Origin of the sequence: Sinorhizobium sp. CB7, from assembly GCF_041357635.1 — a bacterium.
Taxonomy (GTDB): domain Bacteria; phylum Pseudomonadota; class Alphaproteobacteria; order Rhizobiales; family Rhizobiaceae; genus Rhizobium.
The window spans coordinates 56,323-82,842 of record NZ_JAULLL010000018.1 but is presented as its reverse complement, the minus strand read 5'-3'; the positions used below and the strand labels follow the sequence as shown (position 1 = coordinate 82,842).

General features: G+C 60.2%; 21 protein-coding genes. 13 read left to right on the top strand and 8 right to left on the bottom strand.

Features of this window, described 5'->3' with window-relative positions; genetic code table 11:
* Positions 1–256 precede the first annotated feature (256 nt).
* The 4 genes from hemA to AAE029_RS27885 form a co-directional block, all read right to left on the bottom strand.
* On the bottom strand, positions 257–1,471 hold the full coding sequence (gene hemA / locus AAE029_RS27900; RefSeq protein ID WP_371076163.1) for a 5-aminolevulinate synthase: 1,215 nt from the start codon (positions 1,469–1,471) through the stop codon (positions 257–259).
* A 229-nt stretch (positions 1,472–1,700) separates the two neighbouring features.
* Positions 1,701–2,498 (bottom strand): xanthine dehydrogenase family protein subunit M, encoded by a 798-nt coding sequence (locus AAE029_RS27895; RefSeq protein ID WP_371076162.1) that lies wholly within the window; start codon positions 2,496–2,498, stop codon positions 1,701–1,703.
* A gap of 13 nt (positions 2,499–2,511) precedes the next feature.
* Positions 2,512–4,860: a xanthine dehydrogenase family protein molybdopterin-binding subunit gene (locus tag AAE029_RS27890; protein WP_371076161.1), complete on the bottom strand. Its 2,349-nt coding sequence runs from the start codon at positions 4,858–4,860 to the stop codon at positions 2,512–2,514.
* A gap of 82 nt (positions 4,861–4,942) precedes the next feature.
* Positions 4,943–5,431 (bottom strand): (2Fe-2S)-binding protein, encoded by a 489-nt coding sequence (locus AAE029_RS27885; RefSeq protein WP_371076160.1) that lies wholly within the window; start codon positions 5,429–5,431, stop codon positions 4,943–4,945.
* 304 nt (positions 5,432–5,735) lie between these two features.
* Between AAE029_RS27885 and AAE029_RS27880 the strand changes: the two genes are divergently transcribed.
* The 3 genes from AAE029_RS27880 (at position 5,736) to AAE029_RS27870 (ending at position 12,673) form a co-directional block, all read left to right on the top strand.
* The gene (locus AAE029_RS27880) at positions 5,736–5,999 is read left to right on the top strand and encodes a YMGG-like glycine zipper-containing protein (protein ID WP_371076159.1); all 264 of its coding nucleotides are present in this window, start codon (positions 5,736–5,738) and stop codon (positions 5,997–5,999) included.
* A gap of 200 nt (positions 6,000–6,199) precedes the next feature.
* Positions 6,200–8,128 (top strand): autotransporter assembly complex family protein, encoded by a 1,929-nt coding sequence (locus AAE029_RS27875; protein ID WP_371076158.1) that lies wholly within the window; start codon positions 6,200–6,202, stop codon positions 8,126–8,128.
* Positions 8,129–8,191: 63 nt separating this feature from the next.
* Positions 8,192–12,673, top strand: a complete 4,482-nt coding sequence (locus AAE029_RS27870) for a translocation/assembly module TamB domain-containing protein (protein ID WP_371076157.1) — start codon at positions 8,192–8,194, stop codon at positions 12,671–12,673.
* A gap of 313 nt (positions 12,674–12,986) precedes the next feature.
* On the opposite strand, the gene AAE029_RS27865 is transcribed toward AAE029_RS27870, so the two are convergent.
* Positions 12,987–13,907 carry a LysR substrate-binding domain-containing protein gene (locus AAE029_RS27865; RefSeq protein ID WP_371076156.1) on the bottom strand — a complete coding sequence of 307 codons (921 nt, stop codon included), beginning with the start codon at positions 13,905–13,907 and terminating at the stop codon, positions 12,987–12,989.
* A 133-nt stretch (positions 13,908–14,040) separates the two neighbouring features.
* Between AAE029_RS27865 and AAE029_RS27860 the strand changes: the two genes are divergently transcribed.
* Together AAE029_RS27860 and AAE029_RS27855 are read left to right on the top strand one after the other, a co-directional pair.
* Entirely contained in the window at positions 14,041–14,427 is a 387-nt protein-coding gene (locus tag AAE029_RS27860) for a RidA family protein (protein WP_371076232.1), read from the top strand.
* Entirely contained in the window at positions 14,424–14,594 is a 171-nt protein-coding gene (locus tag AAE029_RS27855; RefSeq protein WP_371076155.1) for a hypothetical protein, read from the top strand. Before AAE029_RS27860 ends, AAE029_RS27855 begins: the two co-directional genes overlap by 4 nt.
* 48 nt (positions 14,595–14,642) lie before the next feature.
* Here AAE029_RS27855 and AAE029_RS27850 read toward each other — a convergent pair whose 3' ends face one another.
* Positions 14,643–15,071 (bottom strand): Lrp/AsnC family transcriptional regulator, encoded by a 429-nt coding sequence (locus AAE029_RS27850; protein WP_371076231.1) that lies wholly within the window; start codon positions 15,069–15,071, stop codon positions 14,643–14,645.
* Positions 15,072–15,213: 142 nt separating this feature from the next.
* Here AAE029_RS27850 and rocF point away from each other — a divergent pair, with 142 nt between their 5' ends.
* The 4 genes from rocF (at position 15,214) to AAE029_RS27830 (ending at position 20,011) form a co-directional block, all read left to right on the top strand.
* On the top strand, positions 15,214–16,149 hold the full coding sequence (gene rocF / locus AAE029_RS27845) for an arginase (protein WP_371076154.1): 936 nt from the start codon (positions 15,214–15,216) through the stop codon (positions 16,147–16,149).
* Between the two features lie 18 nt (positions 16,150–16,167).
* Positions 16,168–17,367 (top strand): ornithine--oxo-acid transaminase, encoded by a 1,200-nt coding sequence (gene rocD / locus AAE029_RS27840; RefSeq protein WP_371076153.1) that lies wholly within the window; start codon positions 16,168–16,170, stop codon positions 17,365–17,367.
* Positions 17,368–17,744: 377 nt separating this feature from the next.
* A complete protein-coding gene (locus tag AAE029_RS27835; protein ID WP_371076152.1) occupies positions 17,745–19,535 on the top strand; it encodes a methyl-accepting chemotaxis protein in 1,791 nt (596 codons plus the stop codon).
* The gene (locus AAE029_RS27830; protein ID WP_371076151.1) at positions 19,535–20,011 is read left to right on the top strand and encodes a chemotaxis protein CheW; all 477 of its coding nucleotides are present in this window, start codon (positions 19,535–19,537) and stop codon (positions 20,009–20,011) included. The genes AAE029_RS27835 and AAE029_RS27830 overlap by 1 nt, the downstream gene beginning before the upstream one ends.
* A 279-nt stretch (positions 20,012–20,290) precedes the next feature.
* Here AAE029_RS27830 and AAE029_RS27825 read toward each other — a convergent pair whose 3' ends face one another.
* Complete coding sequence (locus AAE029_RS27825) at positions 20,291–21,727, bottom strand: PLP-dependent aminotransferase family protein (protein WP_371076150.1); 1,437 nt, start codon at positions 21,725–21,727, stop codon at positions 20,291–20,293.
* Positions 21,728–21,932: 205 nt separating this feature from the next.
* On the opposite strand from AAE029_RS27825, the gene AAE029_RS27820 reads away from it, so the two are divergent.
* The 4 genes from AAE029_RS27820 to AAE029_RS27805 all read left to right on the top strand — a co-directional run bounded on the left by AAE029_RS27820 (position 21,933) and on the right by AAE029_RS27805 (position 24,437).
* On the top strand, positions 21,933–22,091 hold the full coding sequence (locus tag AAE029_RS27820) for a hypothetical protein (protein WP_371076149.1): 159 nt from the start codon (positions 21,933–21,935) through the stop codon (positions 22,089–22,091).
* Between the two features lie 11 nt (positions 22,092–22,102).
* On the top strand, positions 22,103–23,155 hold the full coding sequence (locus AAE029_RS27815; RefSeq protein ID WP_371076148.1) for a methyltransferase: 1,053 nt from the start codon (positions 22,103–22,105) through the stop codon (positions 23,153–23,155).
* A 263-nt stretch (positions 23,156–23,418) separates the two neighbouring features.
* Positions 23,419–23,661 carry a DUF1127 domain-containing protein gene (locus tag AAE029_RS27810; protein WP_371076147.1) on the top strand — a complete coding sequence of 81 codons (243 nt, stop codon included), beginning with the start codon at positions 23,419–23,421 and terminating at the stop codon, positions 23,659–23,661.
* Between the two features lie 152 nt (positions 23,662–23,813).
* Positions 23,814–24,437 carry a LysE family translocator gene (locus AAE029_RS27805; RefSeq protein ID WP_371076146.1) on the top strand — a complete coding sequence of 208 codons (624 nt, stop codon included), beginning with the start codon at positions 23,814–23,816 and terminating at the stop codon, positions 24,435–24,437.
* A 237-nt stretch (positions 24,438–24,674) separates the two neighbouring features.
* Here AAE029_RS27805 and AAE029_RS27800 read toward each other — a convergent pair whose 3' ends face one another.
* On the bottom strand, positions 24,675–26,330 hold the full coding sequence (locus AAE029_RS27800; protein ID WP_371076145.1) for an OFA family MFS transporter: 1,656 nt from the start codon (positions 26,328–26,330) through the stop codon (positions 24,675–24,677).
* Between the last annotated feature and the right edge of the window lie 190 nt (positions 26,331–26,520).

Sequence of the window (26,520 nt, the reverse complement as noted above, 5' to 3'; positions counted from 1 at the left end):
CGCGACAAAGATCGTTGATGGCCCTCAAGAAGTGGAACTGTGGCGACGGCACAGCATAGCTGGGATGCCGTCGGCATTCTCTGATAGCCTATTCTGCCGAAGGAGGATATGCGGCGCCGAGAATTGAAAGCCGGCGCAGATAGGATCCCTAGCCTTGAGGCTCAACCCGACGGAACGGATGTCGAAGAAAGACGCCCTGTGCCCCAGAAACAAAGCTGAACCGCTCCCGGGTTCAATTCCTTCCGCCGCTATCCCCTCAGGCCACAGCCCGTGCCAACGCGCAACGCGCCCAAAGCGAATGCAGCGCTCCAACCAATTGCTCAACATCCGCATCGCTGTGCAGCGGCGTCGGCGTGATGCGCAGCCGCTCGGTCTTCTTCGGCACGGTCGGGTAGTTGATCGGCTGCACATAGACGCCGAAGCTGTCGAGCAGGATGTCCGAAATCCATTTGCACTTCGCAGCGTCGCCGACCATGACCGGGACGATATGGCTCGGATTGGCCATATGCGGAATGCCGCGGGCATCAAGCGCCGAGCGCAGCTTGCGCACCCGGTCCTGATGGCGGGCGCGTTCGAACTGGCTGACCTTGAGGTGCTGGATCGAAGCGATAGCGCCGGCGGCGAGCGACGGCGGCAGTGAGGTCGTGAAGATGAAGCCCGAAGCAAACGAGCGGACGAAATCGCAAAGGGCGGCCGATGCGGCGATATAGCCGCCCATGACACCGAAAGCCTTGCCGAGCGTGCCTTCGATCACCGTCAGCCGGTCCATCAGGCCTTCGCGCTCGGCAATGCCGCCGCCGCGCGCGCCGTACATGCCGACCGCGTGCACTTCGTCGAGATAGGTCATCGCACCGTATTTGTCGGCGAGATCGCAGATCTCCTTGATCGGGGCAATGTCGCCGTCCATCGAATAGACGGATTCGAAAGCGATCAGCTTCGGCGCCTTCGGATCGGCGGCAGCGAGCTTTGCTTCCAGATCCTGCAGGTCATTGTGCTTCCAGATCACCTTTTCGCACTTGGCGTAGCGGATGCCTTCGATCATCGATGCATGGTTGAGCGCATCGGAGAAGATGATCAATCCCGGGATCTTCGCGCCGAGCGTGCCGAGTGCCGCCCAGTTCGAGACGTAACCCGAGGTGAAGATCAGTGCTGCTTCCTTGCCGTGGAGATCGGCAAGTTCGCGTTCGAGCAGAACGTGATAGTGGGTGGTGCCAGAGATATTCCGGGTGCCTCCCGCACCCGCGCCACAGTGATCGATGGCATTTTTCATCGCCTCGATCACCTTGGGATGCTGGCCCATGCCGAGATAGTCGTTGGAACACCAGACCGTGACTTCTTTCGGACCTTCTGCCGTATGACAGAGAGCGCGCGGAAAATTGCCCCTGCTGCGCTCAAGATCGGCAAAAACGCGATAGCGGCCTTCCTGGCGAAGCCCGTCCAGTTCGTTTTTGAAAAAAGCCTCGAAATCCATCCATCAGTCTCCAAAACCGTGCAATCGTTTTTTATTTCCAGTCGTCCGCACGTCAACCCTAAGCTTTCGCTTTACCATCAACTGCGGCAAAAGGCCCATTTTTTTGAATCATTCCAGATAAAAATATAGCGATCACGAGAGATCGGAATTTGATCTGCGACAAATCTGGAATGATGAAAAATGGGAAAGGGCGATAAAATCGCCCCTTCAACACCCTTCTGGAAAAAGGCTAGCCTGCTGCAGCCACGGCGCGCTTTGCCATGACCTTCACGAGGTTCGCCCGATATTCCGCACTCGCGTGCAGATCGGACATAAGGCCTGACGGATCGACGTTGACGCCGGCAACCGCATCCGGTGCCCACTGCGCGGAAAGGGCCGCTTCCATCTCTTTCTGGCGGAAGACGCCCTCAGCACCCGCGCCGGTCACGGCAACCCGCACCCCCTGTGCCCCCTGGCTTACGAAAACGCCCGTCATGGCGTAACGCGAAGCAGGATTCCGGAATTTGGCATAGCCCGCCTTTTCCGGCGCCTCGAAGGTGATTGCGGTGATGAGCTCGCCGTCTTCGAGTGCTGTTTCGAAGAGACCGGTGAAGAAGTCATCGGCTGCGATCTCGCGTTTGCTGGTGACGATCGTCGCCCCCAACCCCAGCATGGCGGAGGGATAGTCGGCCGCCGGGTCGTTATTGGCGATGGAGCCGCCGATCGTGCCCATATGACGGACATGCGGATCACCGATCATGCCGGCGAGATCGCAGATCGCTGGACATAGCGCCCTCAGCTGAGATGAGGACTCGACTTCGGCATGGGTGGTTGCCGCACCGATCGTGACCTTGCGGCCGTCGATGCGGATGCCCTGCAGCGCGGGGATATGCCTGAGATCCACCAGATCGCTGGGTGCAGCGAGCCGCTGCTTCATCGTTGCGATCAGCGTCATGCCGCCGGACACATATTTGGCTTCCGACTTCCCGGACAAAAGCTTCACCGCTTCGTCGACGGAGGAAGCGCGATGGTAGTTCGTTGCGTACATGATACGTCTCCTCCTAGTGAACCGCATGCATGGCTTGCCACACCTTTTGCGGCGTGGCCGGCATGGTCAGCATGTTATTGCCGATCGCATCGGTGATCGCATTGATCAGCGCCGGCGGCGAACCAATGGCGCCCGCCTCGCCGCAGCCCTTGATGCCAAGCGGATTGCCCGGGCACGGCGTGTTCTGATGCGACAGCTGGAAGGAGGGCAGATCGTCGGCGCGCGGCATGGCGTAATCCATGTAACTCGCGGTCAGGAGCTGGCCGGTGTCCTGATCGTAATGGACGCCTTCGAGCAGCGCCTGGCCGATACCCTGAGCTATCCCGCCATGGACCTGGCCCTCGACAATCATGGGGTTGATGATGTTGCCGAAATCATCCGCCGCCACAAACTGCAGGATTTCGGTCTTGCCGGTTTCGGGATCGATCTCGACCTCGCAGATGTAGCAGCCCGCCGGGAAGGTGAAGTTCGACGGGTCGTAGAACGCCGTTTCCTTCAATCCCGGCTCCATGCCGGCCGGCAGATTGTGCGCGGTGTAGGAGGCAAGCGCCACCTGGAACCAGGGCAATGCCTTGTCCGTTCCCGCCACCTTCAACTCACCGTTTTCGACGACGATATCGCTTTCATCGGCCTCCATCAGATGCGCGGCGATCTTCTTGGCCTTTGCCTCGACCTTGTCGAGCGCCTTTACGACCGCCGACATGCCGACGGCGCCGGAACGTGAGCCATAGGTGCCCATGCCCATCTGCACCTTGTCGGTGTCGCCATGCAGTACGGAAACAGTGTCGATCGGCACGCCGAGCCGATCGGCGACCAGCTGGGCGAAAGTCGTCTCGTGTCCCTGGCCATGGCTGTGGGAGCCTGTCAGGATCTCCACCGTTCCGACGGCATTGACGCGCACCTCGGCCGATTCCCAGAGGCCTACGCCGGCGCCGAGCGCGCCGACCGCCTGCGACGGCGCGATGCCGCAGGCTTCGATATAGCAGCTCATGCCGATGCCGCGCTTCATTCCCCGCTTCTCGGCCTCGGCCTTGCGAGCGGCAAAACCGTTCCAGTCGGACGCCTGCATGGCGGCGTCGAGCGAAGCCTCGTAGTTGCCGGCATCATAATTCATGATGACGGGGGTCTGGTGCGGGAACGAGCGAATGAAGTTTTTCCGCCGGAGCTCGGCCGGCGAGACCCCAAGCTCGCGTGCTGCCGTCTCCATGGTCCGTTCCAGGAGATAGGTCGCTTCGGGACGCCCTGCCCCGCGATAGGCATCCACCGGCACCGTATTGCTGTAGACAGCGCGGACATTGGCGTGAATTGCCGGAATGTCATATTGGCCGGAGAGCAGCGTCGCATAGAGATAGGTCGGCACGGAGGAAGAAAAGAGCGACATGTAGGCGCCGAAATTGGCGATCGTGTCCACTTTCAGCCCCGTGATGCGATTGTCCGCGTCGAAGGCCATCTTGACCTTGGAGACATGATCGCGGCCATGCGCGTCAGTCTGGAAGGCCTCGGTGCGATCGGCGGTCCATTTGACCGGGACCCCCGTCTTTTTCGAAGCCCAGAGGCAGACGACCTCCTCGGGATAGATGAAGATCTTCGAACCGAATCCGCCGCCGACATCCGGTGCGATGACGCGCAGCTTGTTTTCCGGCGCGACATTGTAGAAGGCGCTCATTACCAGCCGCGCGACATGCGGATTCTGGCTCGTCGTGTAGCAGGTATAGTGATCCTCCCCCGCATCGTAGATCCCGAGGGTGGCGCGCGGTTCCATGGCATTGGGCGAGAGACGGTTGTTGACGATCTCGACCTCGGTCACATGCGCGGCATCGGCGATCGCCTTGTCGGCAGCGGCAGCATCGCCCAATTCCCAGTCGAAGATCAGGTTGCTTTCCGCTTCGGGGTGGAGCCGGGGCGCTCCGGCCTTCAATGCCTCGACAGCTTCGATCACGGCCGGCAGGACATCATAGTCGACGACGACGGCCTCGGCTGCATCGCGTGCCTCGTTGAGGCTATCGGCGACCACGATCGCCACGGCATCGCCAACATAGCGCACCGTCTCGACCGCAAGCGGTCGCCAGGCGCCCATCTTCATCGGCGAACCGTCCCTGGAGTGAATCATCCAGCCGCAGATGAGATTGCCGATACCGTCGGCCTGCAACTGCTTGCCATCAAGCACGCCTATGACGCCGGGCATCGACGCGGCAGCGGATGTATCGATGCTCTTGATCTTCGCATGTGCATGCGGGCTGCGGATGAAACAGGCATATTTCATGCCCGGGACGACCATGTCGTCCGTATAGCGGCCCTTGCCCGTCAGGAACCTCTTGTCTTCCTTGCGTGCGACACGCGCACCAATTCCTTCGACTCCCATGATTTCCTCCCAATGGGGTTTCGCGGGGCCTGGCTATCCGCCGGAAATCGATATCGGCGGTCACCCTGCCGGCGTCAGTGAGTTATTCGGCAGCCTGCTTCGCGGAGTGCATTTCCGCATTCGCGGAAAGGATTGCTCTCACGATATTATGGTAACCGGTGCAGCGACAGATATTGCCGTCAAGCTCCGAACGGACCGTCTTCTCGTCGAGATCGCCGCCGTGACGGGCAATCATATCGACTGCGGTCATAACCATGCCCGGCGTGCAGAAGCCGCATTGCAGGCCATGATGTTCCTTGAAGGCGGCCTGAACCGGATGCAGGGTACCCTGCGCGGCAAGGCCTTCGATCGTCGTTACCTCAGAACCCGAAGCCTGGACGGCCAGAATGGTGCAACTCTTCACGGACTTGCCATCCATATGGATGACGCAGGCGCCGCATTGGGTCGTATCACACCCGACGTGAGTCCCCGTCAGGCCAAGCTTTTCCCTGATGAAATGGACAAGCAGCGTGCGTTCCTCACACTCGCCGCTCACGGTCCGCCCGTTCACCGTCAAAGTCACTTTTGCCATTCTTTCCTCCTCGCATCTCCTCCAGACGCGTGAGGCTATCATTTGACTTTTTTTGAGCAGGATCAACCACTACTTTCGCGGACTTCCTCAGATTTACGTTAGAAGAGGCGGATATTTTCCTGCGGCTACATCGCTGATTGGAGAAAGTGTGATCTCAAGAAAAAAAGCCTAAGACGGCGGTGGACAATAGTATTTTGCGCTATATTTTCTTCACGCAGCGATGCTGCAAACAGCGTGAGCTGGATTGAAGTTTTGGGGACGGCATATGCCGGGAAACCGGCCCATCTACCTTGGAGAGAGCAAAATGAAAAAAGCCCTTGTGCTTGTACTGATCGGCCTGTCGGCGGCAAGCTGCACGCCCACCGAGCAGGGTGCCGGCATCGGCGCTGCCTCCGGCGCAATTATCGGCGGTGCCGTCACCGGTAATGTCCGTGGCGCAGCGGTCGGCGGGGCCATCGGTGGCGTCTCGGGCGCGCTCATCGGCAGCGTCGCCCAGCAGCCTGGCCAGTGCTACTACCGCGATCGCTATGGCCGTCGCTATATCGACGATTGCCCTCGCCGCTACTAAGACATTCTTTCTTGGGATCACGGAGCCCCGGCGTAAAATCCGGGGCTTTTTTGTCTCATCCACGTCCCAAAAAGACGCAGATTTGGCATTTGCGCCCTTAAAATGATACACGCGACCGGTTTTTGACGTTAAGGTCCGTTGTCGTTAACGGCTGGGTAACGCAAAAATGAGACGTGTCTAATATAATTGAATAATGGCGGATGCGAACCAGAAGGACCGGCCCGACGAACATAGGTATTGCGTATCGGAGAGCAGGCACCGTTATCGCGGTCGCAGCAATGGCGGCGCTCGGGCCGCTGTTTTCTCGCGATGCATTCGCCCTGCGGATTTTCGGGATTACGATCTTCGGAAAGGACGAACCGGAGGAACAGGTCCCCGACCCCGTGCGCTATAGCGTCGACTTTCAGACCGGCAGCGCGGACAAGGCGCTGAGGGAAGCGTTCGAGAATTCGTCTCGGCTGTTCACCGACAGGGAAAGACCGGCATCCGGCGACCTCGGTGTGGTTATCAAGGCTCGTGACGATCGCGACCGGTTGTTGGCCACGCTCTATGAGAACGCCCGCTACGGCGGCGTTGTCACCATTACCGTCAACGGCACGAACATCGATGACTTGCCGCCCAATCCGACTTTCAGCCGCACCCGACCGGTGCCGGTGACCGTTCGCATCGATCCGGGCCCGATTTTCACGCTCGGGCACATAAGGCTCAAGGGTGATGCCGCAGCCCTCAATCCGGCAAATTATGATCTGGTCCCGGGCGGAAATGCCGGATCGCTGATCATCCTGCGTGCGGGCGACAAGATCGTTGAGGACCTGAAGAGCCAGGGTCGTCCGTTGGCCAGGCAGACGGAACGCGAAGTCGTGGCCGACCATCGGACCAATACCGTCGATGTTACCATTGCGGCCGAAGGTGGACCCATCGCACCGATCGGGCAGGTCAGCGTTGCCGGAGAAAGAGCCGTCGACCCGGACTTCATCCGGCGCTATTCGCGCCTCAACGAAGGCAGGCCCTATTCGCCGGAAGCGCTCAAGAAAGCGAGCGAGCGGCTGCGCCAACTCGGCGTATTTTCCAGTGTCACGATCCGGGAAGCCACGCAGCTGGCGCCGAACGGCACGATCCCCATGACGATCGAGGTCGCAGAAGGAAAGATGCGCTATTTCGGCTTCGGCGCCCAATATTCGACCATCGACGGTTTCGGCATCCAGGGCTACTGGGGTCACCGCAATCTCTTCGGAGAGGCCGAATCTCTGCGCATAGAAGGTGGTATCGGCCGCCTCGGAGAGGCGAGCGATCTTGGAAATCTCGACTATTCGGCTGGCATTCTCTTCTCCAAGCCAGGCGCGTTCTTCCCGGCGGCCACCCTGAATGCAAGGCTGCAGGCCAGGACCGAGAACCCCGACGCCTACAACGCCAAGCTGGTGACAGCGGCCGTGGGTCTCTCCTACGAGCTGACCGACCAGGACACGATCTCGGGCGGGACGGAAATAAGCTGGGAGAACGACGATGACGCCTTCGGGGACAATCGCTATCTGACCTTTGCGCTGCCGTTTGAATACATCCGCGACGCACGCGACAACAAGCTCAATCCGACGTCGGGATACCGCGGCAGCCTCACCGTTAAGCCGAGCTATGAGGCGCTCGGCGGCACGGTATTCTCCTCGTTCGAGGGATCGATTTCCGGCTATCAGCCCCTGGGAGCGGAAGACAGGGTCGTCCTTGCGGGCCGGATCGGCGCCGGCATCCTTCTCGGAGCCGACGAGATCCAGAACATACCGGCGACGCGGCGTTTCTATCTCGGCGGCGGCGGCACCGTGCGCGGCTATGGCTATCAGGAGATTTCGCCCTATAATTCCGAGAACGAGGCGCTCGGGGGCCAATCCTATGTGCTCGGAAACTTCGAGGCACGTGTAATGATCACCGAGAAGATTGGTATCGTGCCGTTCCTCGATGTCGGCACCGTATCTGACACCACCTTCCCGGACTTTTCCGATATAAGGGCAGGTGCAGGCATAGGGGTCCGATATGCGACGCCGTTCGGGCCGCTTCGGCTCGATTTCGCCATGCCGCTGAATAGATACGATGGCGGCACCGAATATGGTATCTACGCGGGTATCGGGCAATCCTTCTGACCTTACGGTCTTGCCGCATGGGGATATCTGCAAGGACTACAGGGACAGGACAATGTCGCAGCCATGAACATCCTGATTGGTCTTTTGAGATGGATGACTCGCGCCCTCGCCTATGTCCTTGGGGCGGTGCTGGTCGTCGCCATTGCCGCAGTTCTGATAGCCGGCTTCACATCCTTCGGAACGGGTTTGATCGTCGACAAGGTGGCCGATCTTGCCTCGACACGCGACCGTGTCATTACCGTTGCAGGACCAAGCGGCCTTCTGACCGGTGAGACGAAAGCCGATGTCATCACGCTTGCCGATACGAAAGGCGTCTTTGCGGAAATTCGCGGACTGACGATCGACTGGTCTCCTCTCTCCCTGCTTCGAGGCCGTTTCAGCGCCGATCGGGTTGCCGTTCAGTCGATCGATTTTCGCCGTCTTCCGGTCAAGACGATTCCAGATCGGCCAACTGAGCCCGGCAGTGGCGGATTTTCACTTCCGATCGCCATTGATATCAGCAGCGTCGCTTTGCCAGACATTCGTCTCGGCGAGGCGATTGCAGGCAGAGCCTTCGCTCTCGCCGCCAGCGGCAACGTGCATGCCGACAGCAATAGCATCGCGTTGCGCCTTGATGCCAATCGTCAGGACGTGCCGGAAGCCAAGCTTGCGGCGGACGTTGCTTTCGCGCCCCTGGAGAACCGGCTGACCCTCAAGGGGCAGCTCGCCGAGCCTAAAGGGGGACTGCTCGCGGGACTGCTGCTCCTGCCGAACGACCCGGCGGTCAATATCGACGTCAGTGGCGAAGGCCCTCTTTCCGAATGGGCCGGCAAGTTGCAGGCTTCGCTCGACGGCCAGCCGAGAATGAACATCGAAGGGCGCCATTCGCTTTCGCCGGATGGCTTGCACCACATCGACATCAAGGGCGGCGGTCAGTTCGACTCGCTTCTGCCTCCCAACTTCCGTCCGCTCTTTGCCGGCCAGACAAACATAGCCCTCTCGGCGACCTTCAACGGCAATGGCAAGATCGATATCCAGACGGGCAATCTTGCCACCGGCAGCGTCGTCCTTGCCGCCTCCGGCACGCTCGATCCGGCCGGCAACAACAGCCTGAACGCCAATCTGCTCGGTACCTCGGGACCGGTGGATTTCCGTTGGCCCCTGAACGGGGATGATGCCCGTTTCCTGATTTCCGGCGTCAATCTGACGCTGACCGGTGCAGCGAACGCGGCAAAGCTCAACCTCGATGCCTCGCTCGTTTCCGCTACCCTGCCGCAGGGCGCGGCAAGCGATGTGAAACTGACGGCAAAAAGCGATGCCTTCGATCTTGCCAATCGGGCCGGACCAGTACAGGTTCGCCTTGTTGTCGGCGATACCTCCTTCGTCAATCCCGACCTTCAACGCCTGATCCGCGGTCCGATCACGCTCGCTGCCCCGCTGCAGCTCTCGAAAGATGCGGTCGGCTTCAACGGCACGACACTTGAAAGCGGCAGCGTCGGCGGCAGCGTCAACGGCGCCTATACGATGAGCACCCAATCGCTGACGGGCAATTTCCGGCTTTTTGCCCTTCCGTCCGTTCTTCCGGATAACCTCGCTGCCAAATTCGATACGACCATCGCGGCCGAGGGCCAGGTGGCCGGAACGCTGCCGGACAGGATCAATCTTTCCAATCTCAACGTAAAATCTGGAACGCTGGATGCGAGCGGGAGTGTGGCGCTGGACGAAGATACGCTTAGCGCGGACCTTTCCGGACGGATCCTCAATCTTTCGAAGCTCATCGAGAATGCGGCCGGACAGGCAGACTACAAGATCTCTGCCAGTGGACCGCTCTCTGCGCTTGCCATCAATGCCAATCTGACGACAAGCGGCATCAATATGGTGGGCCGCGCGATCAGCGGTCTGGACATCACCGTTACGGGCACGGCCGATCGCAATGCGCCGCAGGGAAACCTCAAGGCGACCGGCGCAATCGACGGCCAGCCGATCAGCATCGATGCCGATATCCGCTCGCAGGAGGGTCGAACGAGCATTCCGACGCTGCTTGCCCAGGTCGGCCCCAACAAGCTGCAAGGCAAGCTCGATTTCTCACCGAGCCTCGAACCGGTCGGCGACCTCACCTTCGATTTTCCCGACATTAGCCTTCTTGCAGCGCTTGGCGGTCAAAAGGCGAACGGCGATCTGACAGGCTCGATCAACCTTTCCAGCGACAATGGCAAGATCGGTCTCAACGTGACGGCCGCAGGCAACGGGATTCATCGCGATACGCTTTCGATCCAGAAGCCAGTCATCAATCTCACCGTCACCGATCTGATGGCGTTTTCGGCACGCGGCAGCATCCGGGCAGGCGAAATTGCATCGGGTGCAAATCGCCTCAGCGGCCTTTCGCTTGATTTCGATCAGAGCGGCAACCGCACGGGGTTCTACCTCAGGGGCGATTACGATAACGCGCCCTTGCTTGCCATGGGCTATGTTCAAAGCGGCGCCGATCAGATGGTCGTCGGTCTCGACAGTTTTTCCGCGGCACCGCGGGCTATTCCCGTCAAGCTGACGGCGCCGACGCGGATCACGATCGCGGGCGGAACGGCGATCCTCGATGGTCTTACGATCAACACCGGCGCCGGCTCGGTTTCGGTCAGCGGATCAGCGGGTGAGACCCTGAAAATCGACGCGACATTGTCGAACCTGCCGGCAAGTCTTGCCAACAGCTTCGTGCCGAATCTTTCTGCCGAAGGGGCGATCTCGGGTACGATTGCGGTCACCGGCACGCCGGCGGCCCCCGTCGCGAATTTCAAGACGAACTGGAACGGCGCAGCGACCAGCCAGACGAAAGCCGCCAGGCTTGCGCCCCTTGGCATTACCGCCAATGGTCAGTTTGCCAATAACACGGTGACGATCGACGCAACCGCCGTGGGAAGCAACGGCCTGTCCCTGAAGGCACGCGGCTCGGCCGGTCAGACGTTGAAGATCGATGCAACGCTATCGAATGTGCCGGCAAGTCTTGCCAACAGCTTCGTGCCTGATCTCGCCGCGGAAGGTATCATTTCGGGTACGGTCGCGGTTACCGGTACGCCGGCAGCCCCCGCCGTGGACTTCAAGGCGAATTGGTCAGGCGCGGCCACCAGCCACACGAAAGCGGCCGGACTGGCACCACTCGGTATTGCCGCCAATGGCCAATTCGCCAATAACAGGATTACGATCGACACGACCGCTACGGGAGGGGGCGGTCTCTCGTTGAGGGCTAACGGCAGCGTTTCGATCGCCGGCAATCGCGCGATCGACCTGAATGTAGCCGGCACCCTGCCCTTTGCCGCCCTCGCAGCGCAACTCGCTGACCAGGGTCTGGCGATGGAGGGGACGGCAAATATCAATCTCAGGATTGGCGGCACGACTGCGGCGCCGACCGTCAACGGCAGCATCACCACCGATGGTGCGCGCCTGGTCGACGTCCGCCGCAACCTCGCGGTGAACAACCTGGCCGTCACGGTCACCCTCAATGGCCAGCAGGCCGTCATTTCGCGCTTCAGCGGCAGATTTGCCAGCGGCGGCAGCATCACGGCAAGCGGCACGATCGGCATCCGGCCCGACAGCGGCTTCCCCGTGGATATCTCCGTCAGGCTGGACAATGCCACCTATGTCGACGGCACGCTCGTGGTGGCAACGGTCAACGGCACACTTGGCCTGCGTGGCCCGATCCTCTCCAATCCGACCCTCAGCGGAGCACTGCGACTGGAAAGGGCGTCGATCACGGTTCCCGAGAGGCTGCCGGCCTCGCTTGAAGAGATCAATGTCCAGCACCGGAACGCACCGGTCGCCGTCAAGGCGCAATTGCGCAACATTGGCCCGCAGCAGGTGAGAGAGAAGTCGACAACCATTGCCCTCGACCTGAGGTTAGATGCGCCGTCGCAGATCTTCGTCCGCGGCCGCGGCATCGATGCGGAACTCGGCGGCAGCGTCACCATTCGCGGAACCGCCTCTGCTCCTCAGGTTTCCGGCGGGTTTACCATGCGTCGGGGCCGGCTGACCATTCTCAACAGAAGGCTCGACTTTGCCGACCGGAGCAAGATCACCTTCGGCGGCGACCTTGTTCCGGCCCTCGACCTGGAAGCGACGTCGACGTCCGGCTCGACGACCCTGATCGTCGATGTCACGGGCCTTGCGACCGATCCGTCGATCACATTTTCCTCCTCGCCCATGCTGCCCCAGGACGAGGTTCTGGCTCAGCTCATTTTCGGTCAGTCGCTGTCGAGGCTGTCGCCCCTGCAGATCGCCCAACTCGCCGACGCCGTCGGCCAGCTTGCAGGAGGCCGATCGACCTCGCTCTTCAACAGCCTGCGCAGCCAGCTCGGCGTGGACAATCTGGATATTTCCACGAATGCAAGGGGGCAGACGCAGGTGAGCGCCGGTCGTTATCTCAACGACCGGACCTATATCGAGCTGCAGCAGACGACCGGCTCCGGAAGCAAGGCGGTGATCAACCTCGACGTCGGGCGCGGTGTCAAGCTGCGCGGCGCGGCTGGCGCCAACGGCGCGGGTGAGGTGGGTGTCGTCTATGAGCACGAATACTGAGTCCGGCCTTCACCTGATCAGACAGGCGTAAACGCATTTCGAAAGACACGCACGCCGCTCCGTGAGGTCCTTCAACCCGCGCCTTGATTGCGCGGGCAAAGCCGGGACGCATCGATTCGATTTGCGCCTGCAGGGCTCCGCAACGCGAGACCATCGATCGACTTCGATGGCTCGGCTTTCGTCGGCACATCGCAATAATCCCAGACCGTGCCACGGAGGGTGAGCAGCTTGCGCCCGCCTCGCCAAGAGCTTTGACGCGTCTGCCGGCGCTCGTTTGAACCTCGCCGACATTCGCTCTATCCAAAGCATTGGTTTAATCGGCTTGGGCGTCAAATGGGAGGTTCGACGCCGCGGTGGCCTCGGCTCGAAGCCAATCGATAGCCGCAGACAGCCCTTCGCTGCCGGTCGCGATGCCTCCGTCAACTGTCAGCAGATGGTACACCCGCCCCTCGATGATCGGTCCGAAGGGCTGGACGAGCTGCCCCGTTGCAATCTCGCGCGCCAGCAAGCGCCGACTTAGAAGTGCAAGCCCCTGGCCCGCGAGGGCCGCCTGTACAGCATGACTCTCATCATTGAAGCGAAGCCGTCCGAACGATGGAATGGCTCGTCCCGCTTCCTCAAACCATCTCTCCCATGTGGGATTGCGCGGGGATTTAATCTTCCATTCGAAATGGATCAGCGGCACTCGTTCCAGATCGGAGATAGAACTGATCGCGAGCGCCGGGCTCGCCAACGGAGCGAAATCGTCCCCGAATAAAGGTTCGGCTTTCAATCCCGGGTATTGGCCGTCGCCATAGCGGATCGCAATATCGACCCGATTTTCGGGTAGGTCCAGCGGCTCATCCGATGCCAAAAGCTGCAAATCGATTTCCGGGTGCAGTGCGTGGAACCTCGAAACGCGAGGTACAATCCAGCGAGCCGTGAACGCATTCGTAGCCGAGATCGTAACCTTGGTACGGGAAGCAGGAGGTAGCAGACTTCTGAATGTCCGTTCGAACCCGTCGAAGCCATCGCGGATCGCCGGGTAGAGGCGAGCCCCAGCTTCGGTCAGGGAAACCTTCCGCACCTTACGATCGAAAAGAACGAGTCCGGTGTATTCCTCAAGTGCGCGTATCTGATGGCTGATGGCGGTCGGCGTTACGCCCAGTTCACTAGCGGCTTTCTTGAAACTGCCATGCCGCGCAGCAGCCTCGAAGGCACGTAGCGAGGATAAGGGAGGCAAGCGTCGCATCATATTCCGACGATAGATGAGGTCAGCTCATCTGATGGCTGATAATTTGGAGTTTGTCCATTCGCGGCCCTACGACCATCTTCTTTCCGGTCAGCGCAACAGCCTGATCACCTCATTCAACCGCGAGGAAAGAACGATGTTTGAACGCGTCCACACGACCCCTGACAACTACGAACCCTACCTGCTTTCCCAAGGCATAAAGTTCGGCAACCTGCTCTTCATCTCAGGACAAGCCGGAGCGGCGGAGGACGGAAAGATCGTCGACGGCGGATTCAAGGCCCAGGGCGAGCAGGCTTTCGCCAATCTGCGCCGCGCGCTCGAGGCGGGAGGGTCCACTCTGGAAAAGGTGATGAAGGTGACGATTTTCGTCACGGACATGGCGCACTTCTCCGACGTCGTCGAGCTTCGCCGCAAGTTCTTCTCTGCCCCCTACCCCGCCGACACGATCGCCGAGATCAAGGCGCTCTACGATCCGAAGGCGATGATCGAAATCGAAGCGATCGCCGCCACGACCGAGGCTTGACCACAATGAATGCAGGTCATGACAAGCAGTTCTCGTCGGCTTCCGCAACTCTCTTCGAGCGGTTCAAGATAGGCTCGATGCTGTTGAGCAACCGAATCGTCGTCTCGCCGATGACGCGCGTCTGCGGCACCGAGGACGGCCGTGCCACCCAGATGGCGGATTCCTAAAGCGAGAGATTAGAGCGGTTCCGCGTTTCCATGAGCGCTGAACCGCTCTTAGAACCCCATCTTGCTGGTCTTCAGCAGGATATTGGTTTCCGTCGAATGGATGCCGTTGATCAACCGGATGCGGCGCAGCGTTTCGTCGAAGGAGACGAGATCGCGATCCTCCAGCTCGGCAATGAAGTCCCATTTGCCATTGGTGCTGTGCAATGCGCGGACCTGCGGCAAACCGCGGAGCTGTTCGGCGACCCTGTCCGCCAGCTTGCCGATCACCTCGATCAGCACGATGGCACGCACACCTGCCGCCCTCGCTTCGTGGCCGGTGCGGATGGTGAAGCCGGTGATCGTACCCGCGGCGACCAGCCGCTCGATGCGCGCGGCGACCGTCGCGCGTGAGGCACCCGTCATCGCCGCGAGCGAAGAGACGGGCGTGCGGGCGTTGTGTCGTAGTGCACTTAGCAGATCGCGGTCGAGGTCATCCATCGGGCTGGCATTTTGTAAAATCGCTATTAGCAAACTGCCAAAATTCCGGCAGATTTCAAGCAATTTTCTATCTTTTTGCTGTCATGGGCACGACGGATAATCGCTTTCAAAGAGATTCTCCAAAACAGCGGGGACGACGGCCATGAACATCCAATCCACATCGATCACGCTCATCGGGGTGCCGCTCGAGGAGGGTTCCGGACGCCGCGGCGCCGCAATGGGACCGACTGCCCTGCGTATCGCCGGCCTCGACAGGACATTGGCCGATCTGGGTCATCGTGTAAGGGACAGCGGCGATCTCCGCCCCGAGCCAGCCGTTGACTTGCCCGAGCATCCCAGGGCCCATAACCTGAGGATTGTCGGCGCCTTCACGCGCGCCCTGGAGGCAAGAACCTATGATGTCGCCGCCGCTGGCGGATTTCCGTTGATCCTTGGCGGCGACCACAGTCTTTCGATGGGCAGTGTATCCGGAATGGCGCGCTACGCCGCCAAGATCGGCCGGCCGCTCTTCGTTCTCTGGCTCGACGCTCATGCCGATTTCAATTCTCCTGCGACATCGCCTTCCGGCAATATTCATGGCATGCCGGTCGCCTTTTTCTGCGGCGAGGCGGAGATCGCCGGCATCCTGCCGGAGGAACGTCCTTTCGTGGACCCGAAGAGGGTCTTCCAGATGGGCATTCGCTCGGTCGATCCGCACGAGCGCGAAAAAGTTCAGGAGCATGGGGTCAACGTCTTCGATATGCGCTCCATCGATGAGCAGGGTGTGGCGGCGATCATGCGCCACATTCTCAAGACCGTGAGCGAAGCGAACGGCCTTCTGCATGTCAGTTTCGACGTCGATTTCCTCGATCCGGATATGGCTCCCGGGGTCGGGACCACTGTGCCGGGGGGAGCCACGCTTCGCGAGGCCCATCTCGTCATGGAAATGCTGTCCGATAGCGGCCTAGTCTCATCCCTGGATCTGGTGGAGCTCAATCCCTTTCTCGACGACCGCGGCAAGAGCGCCCGCATTCTGGTGGAATTGACGGCGAGTTTGTTCGGCCGGCGCATCTTCGACCGCCCGACGCGTGCAGCTTGAAGAATGGGGGGAACGACAATGAGCTTATCCGCAGAACTGATCGACACCGAACAGCGCCTGGGCGCCCATAACTACAAACCGCTGGACGTGGTTCTGAACCGCGGCGAAGGCGTCTATGTCTGGGATACCGATGGCAAGCGCTATCTCGATTGTCTTTCGGCCTATTCGGCGGTGAACCAGGGCCACTGCCACCCGAAGATCCGCGAGGCGATGATTGAGCAGGCGAGCAAGCTGACGCTGACCTCCCGCGCTTTCCGCAACGATCAGCTCGCCCATCTCTATGAGGAACTGGCGGCGCTGACCGGATCGCACAAGATCCTGCCGATGAATTCCGGCGCCGAAGCGGTCGAGACCGCAATCAAGGCGGTGCGCAAATGGGGCTACGAGATCAAGGGCGTAGCTGAAAACAGAGCGGAGATCATCGTCTGCTCCAACAATTTCCATGGCCGCACGCTCAGCATCATCAGCTTCTCGACAGACCCGGATGCCCGCACCGGCTTCGGGCCTTATACGCCCGGCTTCAGGATCGTGCCGTTTGGCGATGCGCAGGCCTTCGCCGCCGCAATCAACGAGAATACGGTGGCTGCCCTGATCGAGCCGATCCAGGGAGAAGCCGGGGTCGTCATTCCGCCCGCCGGCTATTTCACGGAAGTTCGCGCGCTCTGCACCCGACACAACGTCACCTTGATCCTGGACGAGATCCAGACCGGCCTCGGTCGAACCGGCAGGCTCCTCGCCGAAGAGCATGAGGGGATCGAGGCCGACGTGACGCTGATCGGCAAGGCGCTGTCCGGTGGCTACTATCCGGTCTCCGCGGTCCTTTCCAATTCCGAGGTTCTGGGTGTCCTCAAGCCCGGCCAGCACGGCTCGACGTTCGGCGGCAATCCGCTCGCCTGCGCTGTTGCCCGCGCCGCGCTAAAGGTATTGGTCGAGGAAGGCATGATCGAGAATGCCGCCGTCATGGGGGAATACTTCATGGAGGGCCTGCGTTCCATCCGTTCCAATATCGTCAAGGAGGTGCGCGGTCGCGGCTTGATGATGGCTGTCGAGCTGGAGCCCGAGGCCGGCGGCGCACGGCAATACTGCTATGCGCTGAAGGATCTCGGCCTTCTTGCCAAGGACACGCACGACCATACGATCCGCCTGGCGCCGCCGCTCGTCATCACGCGCGACCAGGTCGATTGGGCCGTGGAAAGCATTGCCAAAACTCTTGCCTAGATCCGGGGATTTCAGGGCGGATCGACCTGAAATCTGAAGCCTCTCAATCAAAAAGTGAGAGCGGGACATCGCCCGCCTCAGCCTCCAAGCCGCAAACGTATAATGATTGACCTTTTGCGACTCATTTGATTCAGCGCAAAGATACCAAATAATATTAATAAAAAAGTTAGAAAATTTTAATAGATTCGTTAATAAGCAAACAGCGGAGAGCAAAGAATACTTGCTGCACAATAATGCAGTTCCCGATGTCGCATGAAGTGACATAGTAAATCAAGCATGTATTGGCGGCACATCGATTCCGTTTTGTTCTGAACATTTTCCCAGGCGGCGGGAGTTCGTTCGGACGAGGGAACATCTCAGCTCTCGGCAGGGTAAGAATGTCAATTGTTTCTTTGGGCCTGGTTTCTGATGCCAAAGCAATCAGCGCGGCCCTGGCTAAGTCCCAGGCGATGATCGAGTTCGATCTCAAGGGCACCGTCCTCAATGCAAACCAGAATTTCTGCGACGCGCTCGGCTTCACGCTTCCCGAAATAATCGGAAAACATCACCGCATCTTCTGCGACCCGGACTATGTGGCGTCCCCCGCCTACCGTCAGTTCTGGGAACGCCTCGCTCGCGGTCAGTTTGACTCCGGCGAATACAAACGCATCGGCAAGGGTGGACGCGAAGTCTGGATACGGGCGACGTACAATCCGCTTCTTTCGGGCGGAAAGCCCTACAAAGTGGTCAAATTCGCCAGCGTGGTCACGGACGCAAAGCTCCAAGCAGCCGACGCACAGGGCAAACTCGACGCGTTGTCGCGCGCGCAAGCAGTGATCGAATTTACCCCCGACGGCGAGATCCTGACCGCAAATGCCAACTTCCTCGCCGTCATGGGCTACCGGCTGGAGGAGATCCATGGCGGTCACCATCGCATGTTTTGCGATCCGGACTATGCGCGTTCCGAGGAATACCTTGCCTTCTGGCGCAAGCTCGCCGGTGGTGAATTCATTGCCCAGGAGTTCAAGCGTATCGGCAAAGGCGGCAAAATCGTCTGGATCCAGGCCTCCTACAATCCGATCTTCGATATGAACGGCCGCGTCTTCAAGGTCGTCAAATTCGCCACCGATATTACGGAGCGCGTCCGCGCCGTGGATGATCTCGCCACAGGACTTGCGGCACTTTCGGCGGGCGATCTCGTCTCGCGGATCGATACGCCTTTCGCGCCGGCTCTCGAGAAGGTCCGTGTGGACTTCAACAGCTCCATCGACAAGCTGGAGATGGCTATGCGCATCGTCTCCGAGAACGCAGGGGCGATCGCGGCAGGATCGAGCGAGACCCGCAATGCATCGGACCAGCTTGCGGCCCGCACCGAGCAACAGGCAGCGGCGGTGGAAGAGACGGCTGCCGCTCTCGACGAGATTACGCAGACCGTCGCCGACAGTGCGCGCCGTGCGGAGGAGGCAGCGTCTTTGGTGGCCAAGACCAGGCGCGACGCAGAGCATTCCGGCAATGTCGTCCAGAATGCCGTGGACGCAATGGGCCGGATCGACAAATCATCCCACGAAATCAGCAATATCATTGGCGTCATCGACGACATCGCCTTCCAGACAAATCTGCTGGCGCTGAACGCCGGCGTGGAGGCAGCGCGCGCCGGTGAAGCCGGCAAGGGATTTGCCGTCGTTGCGCAGGAGGTCAGAGAGCTGGCCCAGCGCTCTGCCAAGGCCGCACGGGAGATCAAGGCGCTCATCAATTCCTCGACCGAGCAGGTCAAGCATGGCGTCTCGCTCGTTGACGAAACCGGCCGCGCATTGGAGGCGATCGTCCGTCAGGTCGGTGACATCGATACCAATATCGCTGCAATTGTCACCGCCTCACGAGAACAGGCAACGGGGCTGGCGGAGGTCAACAGGGCCGTGAACGCGATAGACCAGGGCACCCAGCAAAATGCCGCCATGGTCGAGGAAACGACCGCGGCAAGTCGCGGTCTTGCGCGCGAAGCCGAAAACCTTCGAAATCTTCTTTCCCAATTTAGGTTTGGGCAACATTCTTCGGCTACCATTACAGAAAGACGACCTGATGCCCGCGTAACCGCGTCGTCGGCGTTGCGTCCGAAGGCAAAGGTCGTCCGCGCCAATGGTGGCGCTGCCGCCGCTGCCCAAGCTCTGGATAGTTGGGAAGAATTCTAATGGCTACGATCAATTCCACCAGTTTCAGCGGCGACACGCTGGAGATCATCGCCTTCCGGCTGCATGATCAGGAGTTCTGCGTCAAGACGACGACCATTCGCGAGATCCGCGGCTGGGCGCCTTCGACACCCATCCCGCATGCGCCGGCCGACGTTATCGGCGTCATGAACCTGCGCGGATCCGTCATTCCGATCATCGATCTCGCCTACAAGCTCGGCATGAAGAGCACGGTTGCCAACGAGCGCAGCGCCATCGTCGTTGCGGAAGTGCACAACATGGTTGTCGGCATGCTCGTCGATCGCGTGTCCGACATTCTCACCATCTCCTCCAGCCAGGTCCAGCCGGTGCCGGAAGTCACGGCCTCCTTCGACCGCGCCTATTGCGAAGGCATCATCGCAACCGAAAGCGGCATGATCTGCTTCCTGAACCTTGCCAAGATGTTCAAGGAAAACGAAACCGACGAACTGGCCGCCTGATCACCGCCATTCCTTCGTCCTCTGCAGCCGTCCGGACCTTGTCGGGCGGCTTTCCTTTACGAGATCGAGAATGCACATTGCATAGCAAATGCCGCCGGGCTCCTTCGGAGGCATGAGCCAGTGACAGACTTGCGTACCAATTGCGGACATCATTCAACCACCAGCTGTACGTCACGACCCGAGTCTTCTCGGACATCCGGCCGGAGAAATTAACGGTCAAGTTCCGGCCGATCTCTGGTCCCCCCATCGCCCAGGCCGTAATCTTCAATACTCTTGGCTTCAGTGCGTTCCACTGTCGAAACAGGCGCGGAGCAAATGTACTCCTTCTTCGATGTGGGCCGCTGGAATAGCGCCATATCCCAGCATAATCCCAGCTCGTGGGATCGCATCCACGGCGAAATGTGACAGGACCTGAACCGCGACGCCGCAGTCGGCAGCGCGGCGCGCGATGTCGGCGATCTGGTCCGCCGACATCTTCCGGGCGAGGGCGGTGACATGGAGCCCCATAGTCGATGGGATGAGCTCGAGATGCTCCGCAAACTCATGGGTGATCGCGTCCGCGAGGATCTGGTGCCGTTCCCGGTAGATTGAGCTCACCCGGCGAACGTGACGCCCAAACGCGCCCTGATCAATGAAACGCGCGAGTGCCATTTGCACGAGGGTCGGTGAATGCCAGTCGCTGACGAATTTCGCCTTGTGCAAGGCCGCTCGCAGCGATGGCGGCGTCACCAGGAAGCCTAGCCGAAGCGTCGGCAGCATTGTCTTTGAGAAGGAGCCAACGTAGACAACCAGACCTTTCGCGTCGAGTGTCTGCAATGGCTCGAGAGGACGGCCGCCGAAACGAAACTCGCTGTCGTAGTCGTCTTCGATGATGGCCGCGTTGTTTCGTTCGGCCCAGGCCAGCAGCGCCTGCCGGCGCGATAGCGTCATCGTTACCGAGAGCGGATATTGATGAGAAGGCGTGACATAAACGGCTCGAATTCCGCGCGGCAGCGCGTCAACGATTAGCCCCTGGCGATCCACGGACACGCCGACCACGCGAATGCCCAACGTCTTAAACAGCTGCCTCGGAGGGCCGTAGCCTGGATCTTCAACGGCAATGCCGTCGCCCGGCGCCAGCAGGACGCGTGCCAGAATATCGAGCGCCTGCTGCGTACCGTTCGTGATGACGATGTCGTCCGCTGAAGCCCTGATCCCTCGAGAGACGCCTATCTGCCGGGTGATTGCGACCCTGAGATCGCGGCACCCAGCAGGGTGCTCATAAAAGCCCGGATTCGATTCGCCCGAACGCAGCGCCCAGGTCACCGACCGCCGCCATGATCTGTGCGGAAATAGCGAAGCATCGCAACGCCCGGTGCGAAAGTCGAACCGGACCGTGTCGAATGCGGACGGCAGTGCCATCGCTTCCCAGATCGGCCGCGGTCTAAGCGCACCAATGGATTGGCGTCTCGTGTTTTCGCGCCCGACCGGCGTGACGAATTCGCTGACGAATGTCCCAGCCCCCTGCCGGGATGTCACGAACCCTTCCGCGGCGAGCCGTTCATAAGCGACCGTCACGGTCCCACGAGACACGGCCAGCGCCCGCGCCAGTTCGCGGCCAGGCGGCAAAGGGTCTCCGGGGCGCAGCTGCCGATCCAGAATAGCTCGCCGGATCTGACGATAGATCTCACCGCTGAGATCTTTGCGCCCGACCAGGCTGACGTGAAAGTCCGTCATGATCTTAGAGTAAGCGAAATTGGTCTGCCCGCAAATGCATGAATTGGCACTTCTGCCAGTCCTCATGGTCGCCTACGATACGCTGGCAAGCAGTAAGGACCGAGTTGGCGCCGCGACGAGGCAGGTCACGCCCACAATCCGGCTGTAAATGCTGGGAGATCCCGACAAGGAGATCGCCGGTCGGGTGATGCAGGTAGTGTGCGAGATGAAGAAGATCATCATCGCGGACCTCGAGCGCCGATTGAAGTTAGAGAGTGCACATGCCGCTTTGGAAGCTCGGAAGGCCACGATTTCAAATGTAACCGAATTTCTCGACCCTGCCACGGCGCTTCTTGACGATGTGCATGCCGCCGAATCAATTTAGGGGAGATTATCATGGGAACGACGATCCCGGTAAGGCGCACAGCGATCGCGGCAGAGCTTCCTTCCGCCGTCCCGCTGATGGCGCTTTCCACCGGCTTTTGGGCCTTCAAGACTCTGGCCGCTGCGCACGAATTGGACCTCTTCAGCCGCCTTGCAGGCGGCGCCGGCATCACGGTTGCCGGGCTGGTGGAAACGCTCGGGCTGCATCCACGCCCGGCCGAGATGCTGTTGACCGGCTGCACTGCACTCGGGCTTCTGGAGAAAACAGACGGCCGTTATCGCAATACGCCGTTAAGCGAAACCTATCTCGTGCGCGGGAAACCGTATTACTTCGGTGGCTTCGTGCAGATGGCCGACAAGCGGCTCTACGCGGGCTGGGGCAAACTTACCGAAGCGCTGCGCACGAACCGGCCAACCACATGGGACCCGGCAGTGCAATCCTCGATATTCGACGGCGAGGATCCGACGATGCTGGCACTCTTCTGGGAGGCGATGCATTCGCTCTCCACGATGACCGCGCGCAAGCTCGGGGAAGCCGTGGATCTCAGTCATTTCCGCCGCCTTCTGGATATCGGCGGCGGATCGGGCGCGTACGACATCGAGCTTTGCAAACAGTATGGCAAGCTGCGCGCGACCGTGTTTGATCTGCCGCATGTGGCCGCGATCGCCGCGGAGAAAATTACCGAGGCCGGCTTGACCGACCGCATCGAGACCGCCGGCGGCAACTTCTTCGAACAGCTCCCCGGGGACCACGACGTGCATCTCCTGTCGATGATCCTGCACGACTGGGACGAGGCGAAGAACCGCGCCCTACTGCGCCGGTCCTTCGAAGCTTTGCCCAGCGGCGGCGCAGTCGTCATCAGCGAGCTTCTCGTCAATGACGAAAAGACCGGGCCGGCGCCGGCTGCGCTGATGAGCCTCAACATGCTGATCGAGACGGAAGGGCGAAACTACACGCCGGCCGAATATTCGGCGTGGCTCGAGGAAGCCGGATTCCGGCACATCGAGACGGCCTGGTTCGACGCACCCGCCGCGAACGGCGTCGTGATCGGCCGCAAACCGTAAGGGCGCTGCACAATATTTAAGAAAAAATTGGACTGGCGGAGAATGCATGGATTGGCACTTCAATCAGTCCTTTAGTTTCCTTACGATGCCGGGGACGGATGTGACGGAGCGGGCAGGCCTAACGCTGAAAACGCTTGCGGAGACCTTAACCTGATTACCTGACGATTTGGTTTCGCGAGGCAGTTCGTCATTGCCTGGAACCACGCCATTCACGCGCAACTGAACGTCCGCCGTTGCCGTAGTTTGAAAAATGGGAGGCCGAAATGCCTCACACGGAAACTTGCCCCCGACATCACTCGTCGAGAGTGCACCTGCTTGGATTTGTGCTGAAAACCACAGCAACTGCAATCGCAGCTCTCAAGGTTTGGCAACGAACCATCTCAAGACGCCGGGCAATCGCGGATTTGAGCCCAGATCAGTTAAGGGACATCGGTCATGCCGAGGCCCCCATGCCTGTGCTTGAAGTCAAAGCAGGTCTAATCACGAACTTGATGTCGATGAGATAGGCGAACCGAACTCGACAGCTGATAACCGACAATCGAACGTTCGCTTTAAGCGCGAATTATGTCGTACGGCTGCGCCCCGTTCAAGCGTGTCTCGAACCGATGGCGAGCTGTGAGCGGCGGCGGTGATTCACTCATAGCGGAGCTCCCAAGACGTGGATTGGAACACTCTTGCCCAATTCTCGGCCGCAACACTTTTGATTCTGATTGCGCCCGGCCCCATCATGGCGATCATTGCCCATAATACGTTGCGAAACGGGATGATGGCAGGTCTCTCAACTGCGATTGGCGTAGCGCTGGGAGAGGTGTGCCTGCTCGGGGCAATGTTTGCGGGCTTGTCCCTTTCCGGGGAGCTCTTGCCAGTTCTGTTTCGATGGCTTTCGCTCGCCGCAGCTCTTTATCTCATCTGGCTCGCTGCCGACGCGCTGCATCTCCGCCACCGCTTCTCGCGGTCTCCAAACTTGTCTCGCGCTCGTACGCCGCTCCTCGACGGGCTGACGATCGCCTTCGCAAATCCTGCGGCGCTTATGTTCTACGCCGCCTTTTTCCCGCAATTCATAGATCCGGATCATTCGATCTCTAAGCAGATAGCCTTGCTGAGCGCGATGTATTTTTGCATGCGCTCGGTCTCCGCCTCTGCTTGCATCTTTACAGTCACACGCCTCCGGCTACCGATCCGCTGTGCCCGGGTCGGCAGATTTGCGAGTCTGGGCAGCGCCGCAGTCTATCTCTCGATTGCAGTCGTCACCGTCCTCAGATTCATGGAGCCGTCCGGTTGATCTGCGATGAAACAGCGGTGCAGGTCCGCAACGTGGCGCTCCTTGTTCGTTCCAATGGACACCCGGAGCAATTCCAGGAAAAGTGCGAAGCGGTTTTCCGTTCGGAATTACGTGAAAACGAAGGACAGGCGGGATGCCGAAAAGTATGTGCGGTTTTCGGGCGACATCCCGCTACTGATTTTTTGATGTAGAGGCGGATTCAGATTTCAGGTCGATTCGACCTGAAATCATCCGGCTCTAGCCGAACAGGACGAAAGTCGCCCGCAGCGTCACCCAGATGCCCCAGAGCAGCGGAATGCCGACAACGGCCCAGGCGAGCAGTGCTTTGCCGTCAAAGCCTCCCGTTCCGATGCCGAAGGATCCCGTCGGACCGAAATTGGCGGCCGCCGACTTCGCCTGCAGGGCCGCGACCTCCTCGTCGGACATGAACCACTTGTCCGAAAGAGGCCTGACCAGCGAGTTTGCGATCAGCCCAAGGACGAGCATTCCGGCGAGGATATACATGGTGCTGGTATAGAGCGCCGGTCCGGGCGAAACGCCGGCAGCAATCTGCCATTCCCGGATATAGCTGATGACCGTAGGGCCTACGACGCCGGCCGTTGCCCATGCCGTCAGAAGGCGACCATGGATGGCGCCGACGAATTGCGTACCGAATATATCGGCGAGATAGGCCGGAACGGTGGAGAAGCCGCCGCCATACATCGAGAGAATGATGCCGAAGGCGAGAACGAAAAGCATCTTGTTGCCCATATCCGCCAGCGTCGGCGCCAATGCGTAGAGCGCAATACCGATGATGAAGAAGCAGTAATAGGTGTTCTTGCGGCCGATTCTGTCCGAAAGCGACGCCCAGAAGAAACGTCCGCCGATGTTGAAGAGGGACAGCAAGCCGGTGAAGCCTGCGGCGATCGCCGCGATAGACGCCTTCTGACCGGCATCGAGCTGTGCGAAGCCGACGTCCGGCAGACCGATCAGCGAACCAGCGAAGATCTCCTGCAGCATCGGCGAAGCCATGCCGAGAACGCCGATGCCTGCCGAGACGTTCAGGCACAGCACCGCCCAGATAAGCCAGAACTGCTTCGTCTTGTGGGCATCGCGCAGGTGAACGTGCTTGTGGGTGATCATCGTGCTCTTGGCGACGGGCGGCGTCCAGCCTTCAGGACGCCAGCCGGCCGGCGGGATGCGGTAACCGAAGGCTCCGCCCATCATGAAGACGAAGTAGATGACGGCCATGACGATGAAGGTCTGCCAGACGCCGACGGACGTATCCGTCTTGAAGTGGGTCATGAGCAGGTTTGCAAGAGGAGCGCCGATCATGGCGCCGCCGCCGAAGCCCATGATCGCCATGCCGGTCGCCATGCCGCGCCGGTCCGGAAACCATTTGATCAGCGTCGAAACCGGCGAAATATAGCCGAGGCCGAGCCCGATGCCGCCGATGACGCCGGCGCCGACCCACATGATCCAGAGCTGATGCGTGATCACGCCAAGTGCGGCGATGATGATGCCACCGCACCAGCAGCAGGCGGAAACGACACCGGCCTTGCGTGGACCGACACGCTCCAGCCAGCCGCCCCAGATGGCGGCGGAGGAGCCGAGCAAAACGAAGAACAGCGTGTAGATGAAGACGAGATCGGAGACGAGCCAGTCGCAGTTCGTCGTGAAGAGCCTCGAGAACAAGGTGAGGTCCGGACAGGACGTCGCGGCCGTGATTCCGAGCGACTTCGACAGCGGCAACCAGAAGACGCTGAAGCCGTAGGCCATGCCGATACAGAGATGGATGGCGAGTGCAGCCGGCGGGACAAGCCAGCGATTGAAGCCGGGTTTCGCAATGATGCGCTCCCGGTCGAGAATTCCCGCTCCTCCGATACCGGCAAGCGTTTCTGTTGTTGCGGACATATAATTTCTCCTCCGTTCCGTCCGATTGGACGGGCAAGTCATCGATGCGCGCAACTGGTGCCGGTGGCGGCCGCCGGTCCCCCTCTTCGGCCAGGGCCATTCGATAGGCCGTGGCGCATTTCTGGATTCCTTACCGGTGCGCGAGCCACTTGCGTTTGCGCAAGAAACGGTAAGCAACCGCCGTGCCAAA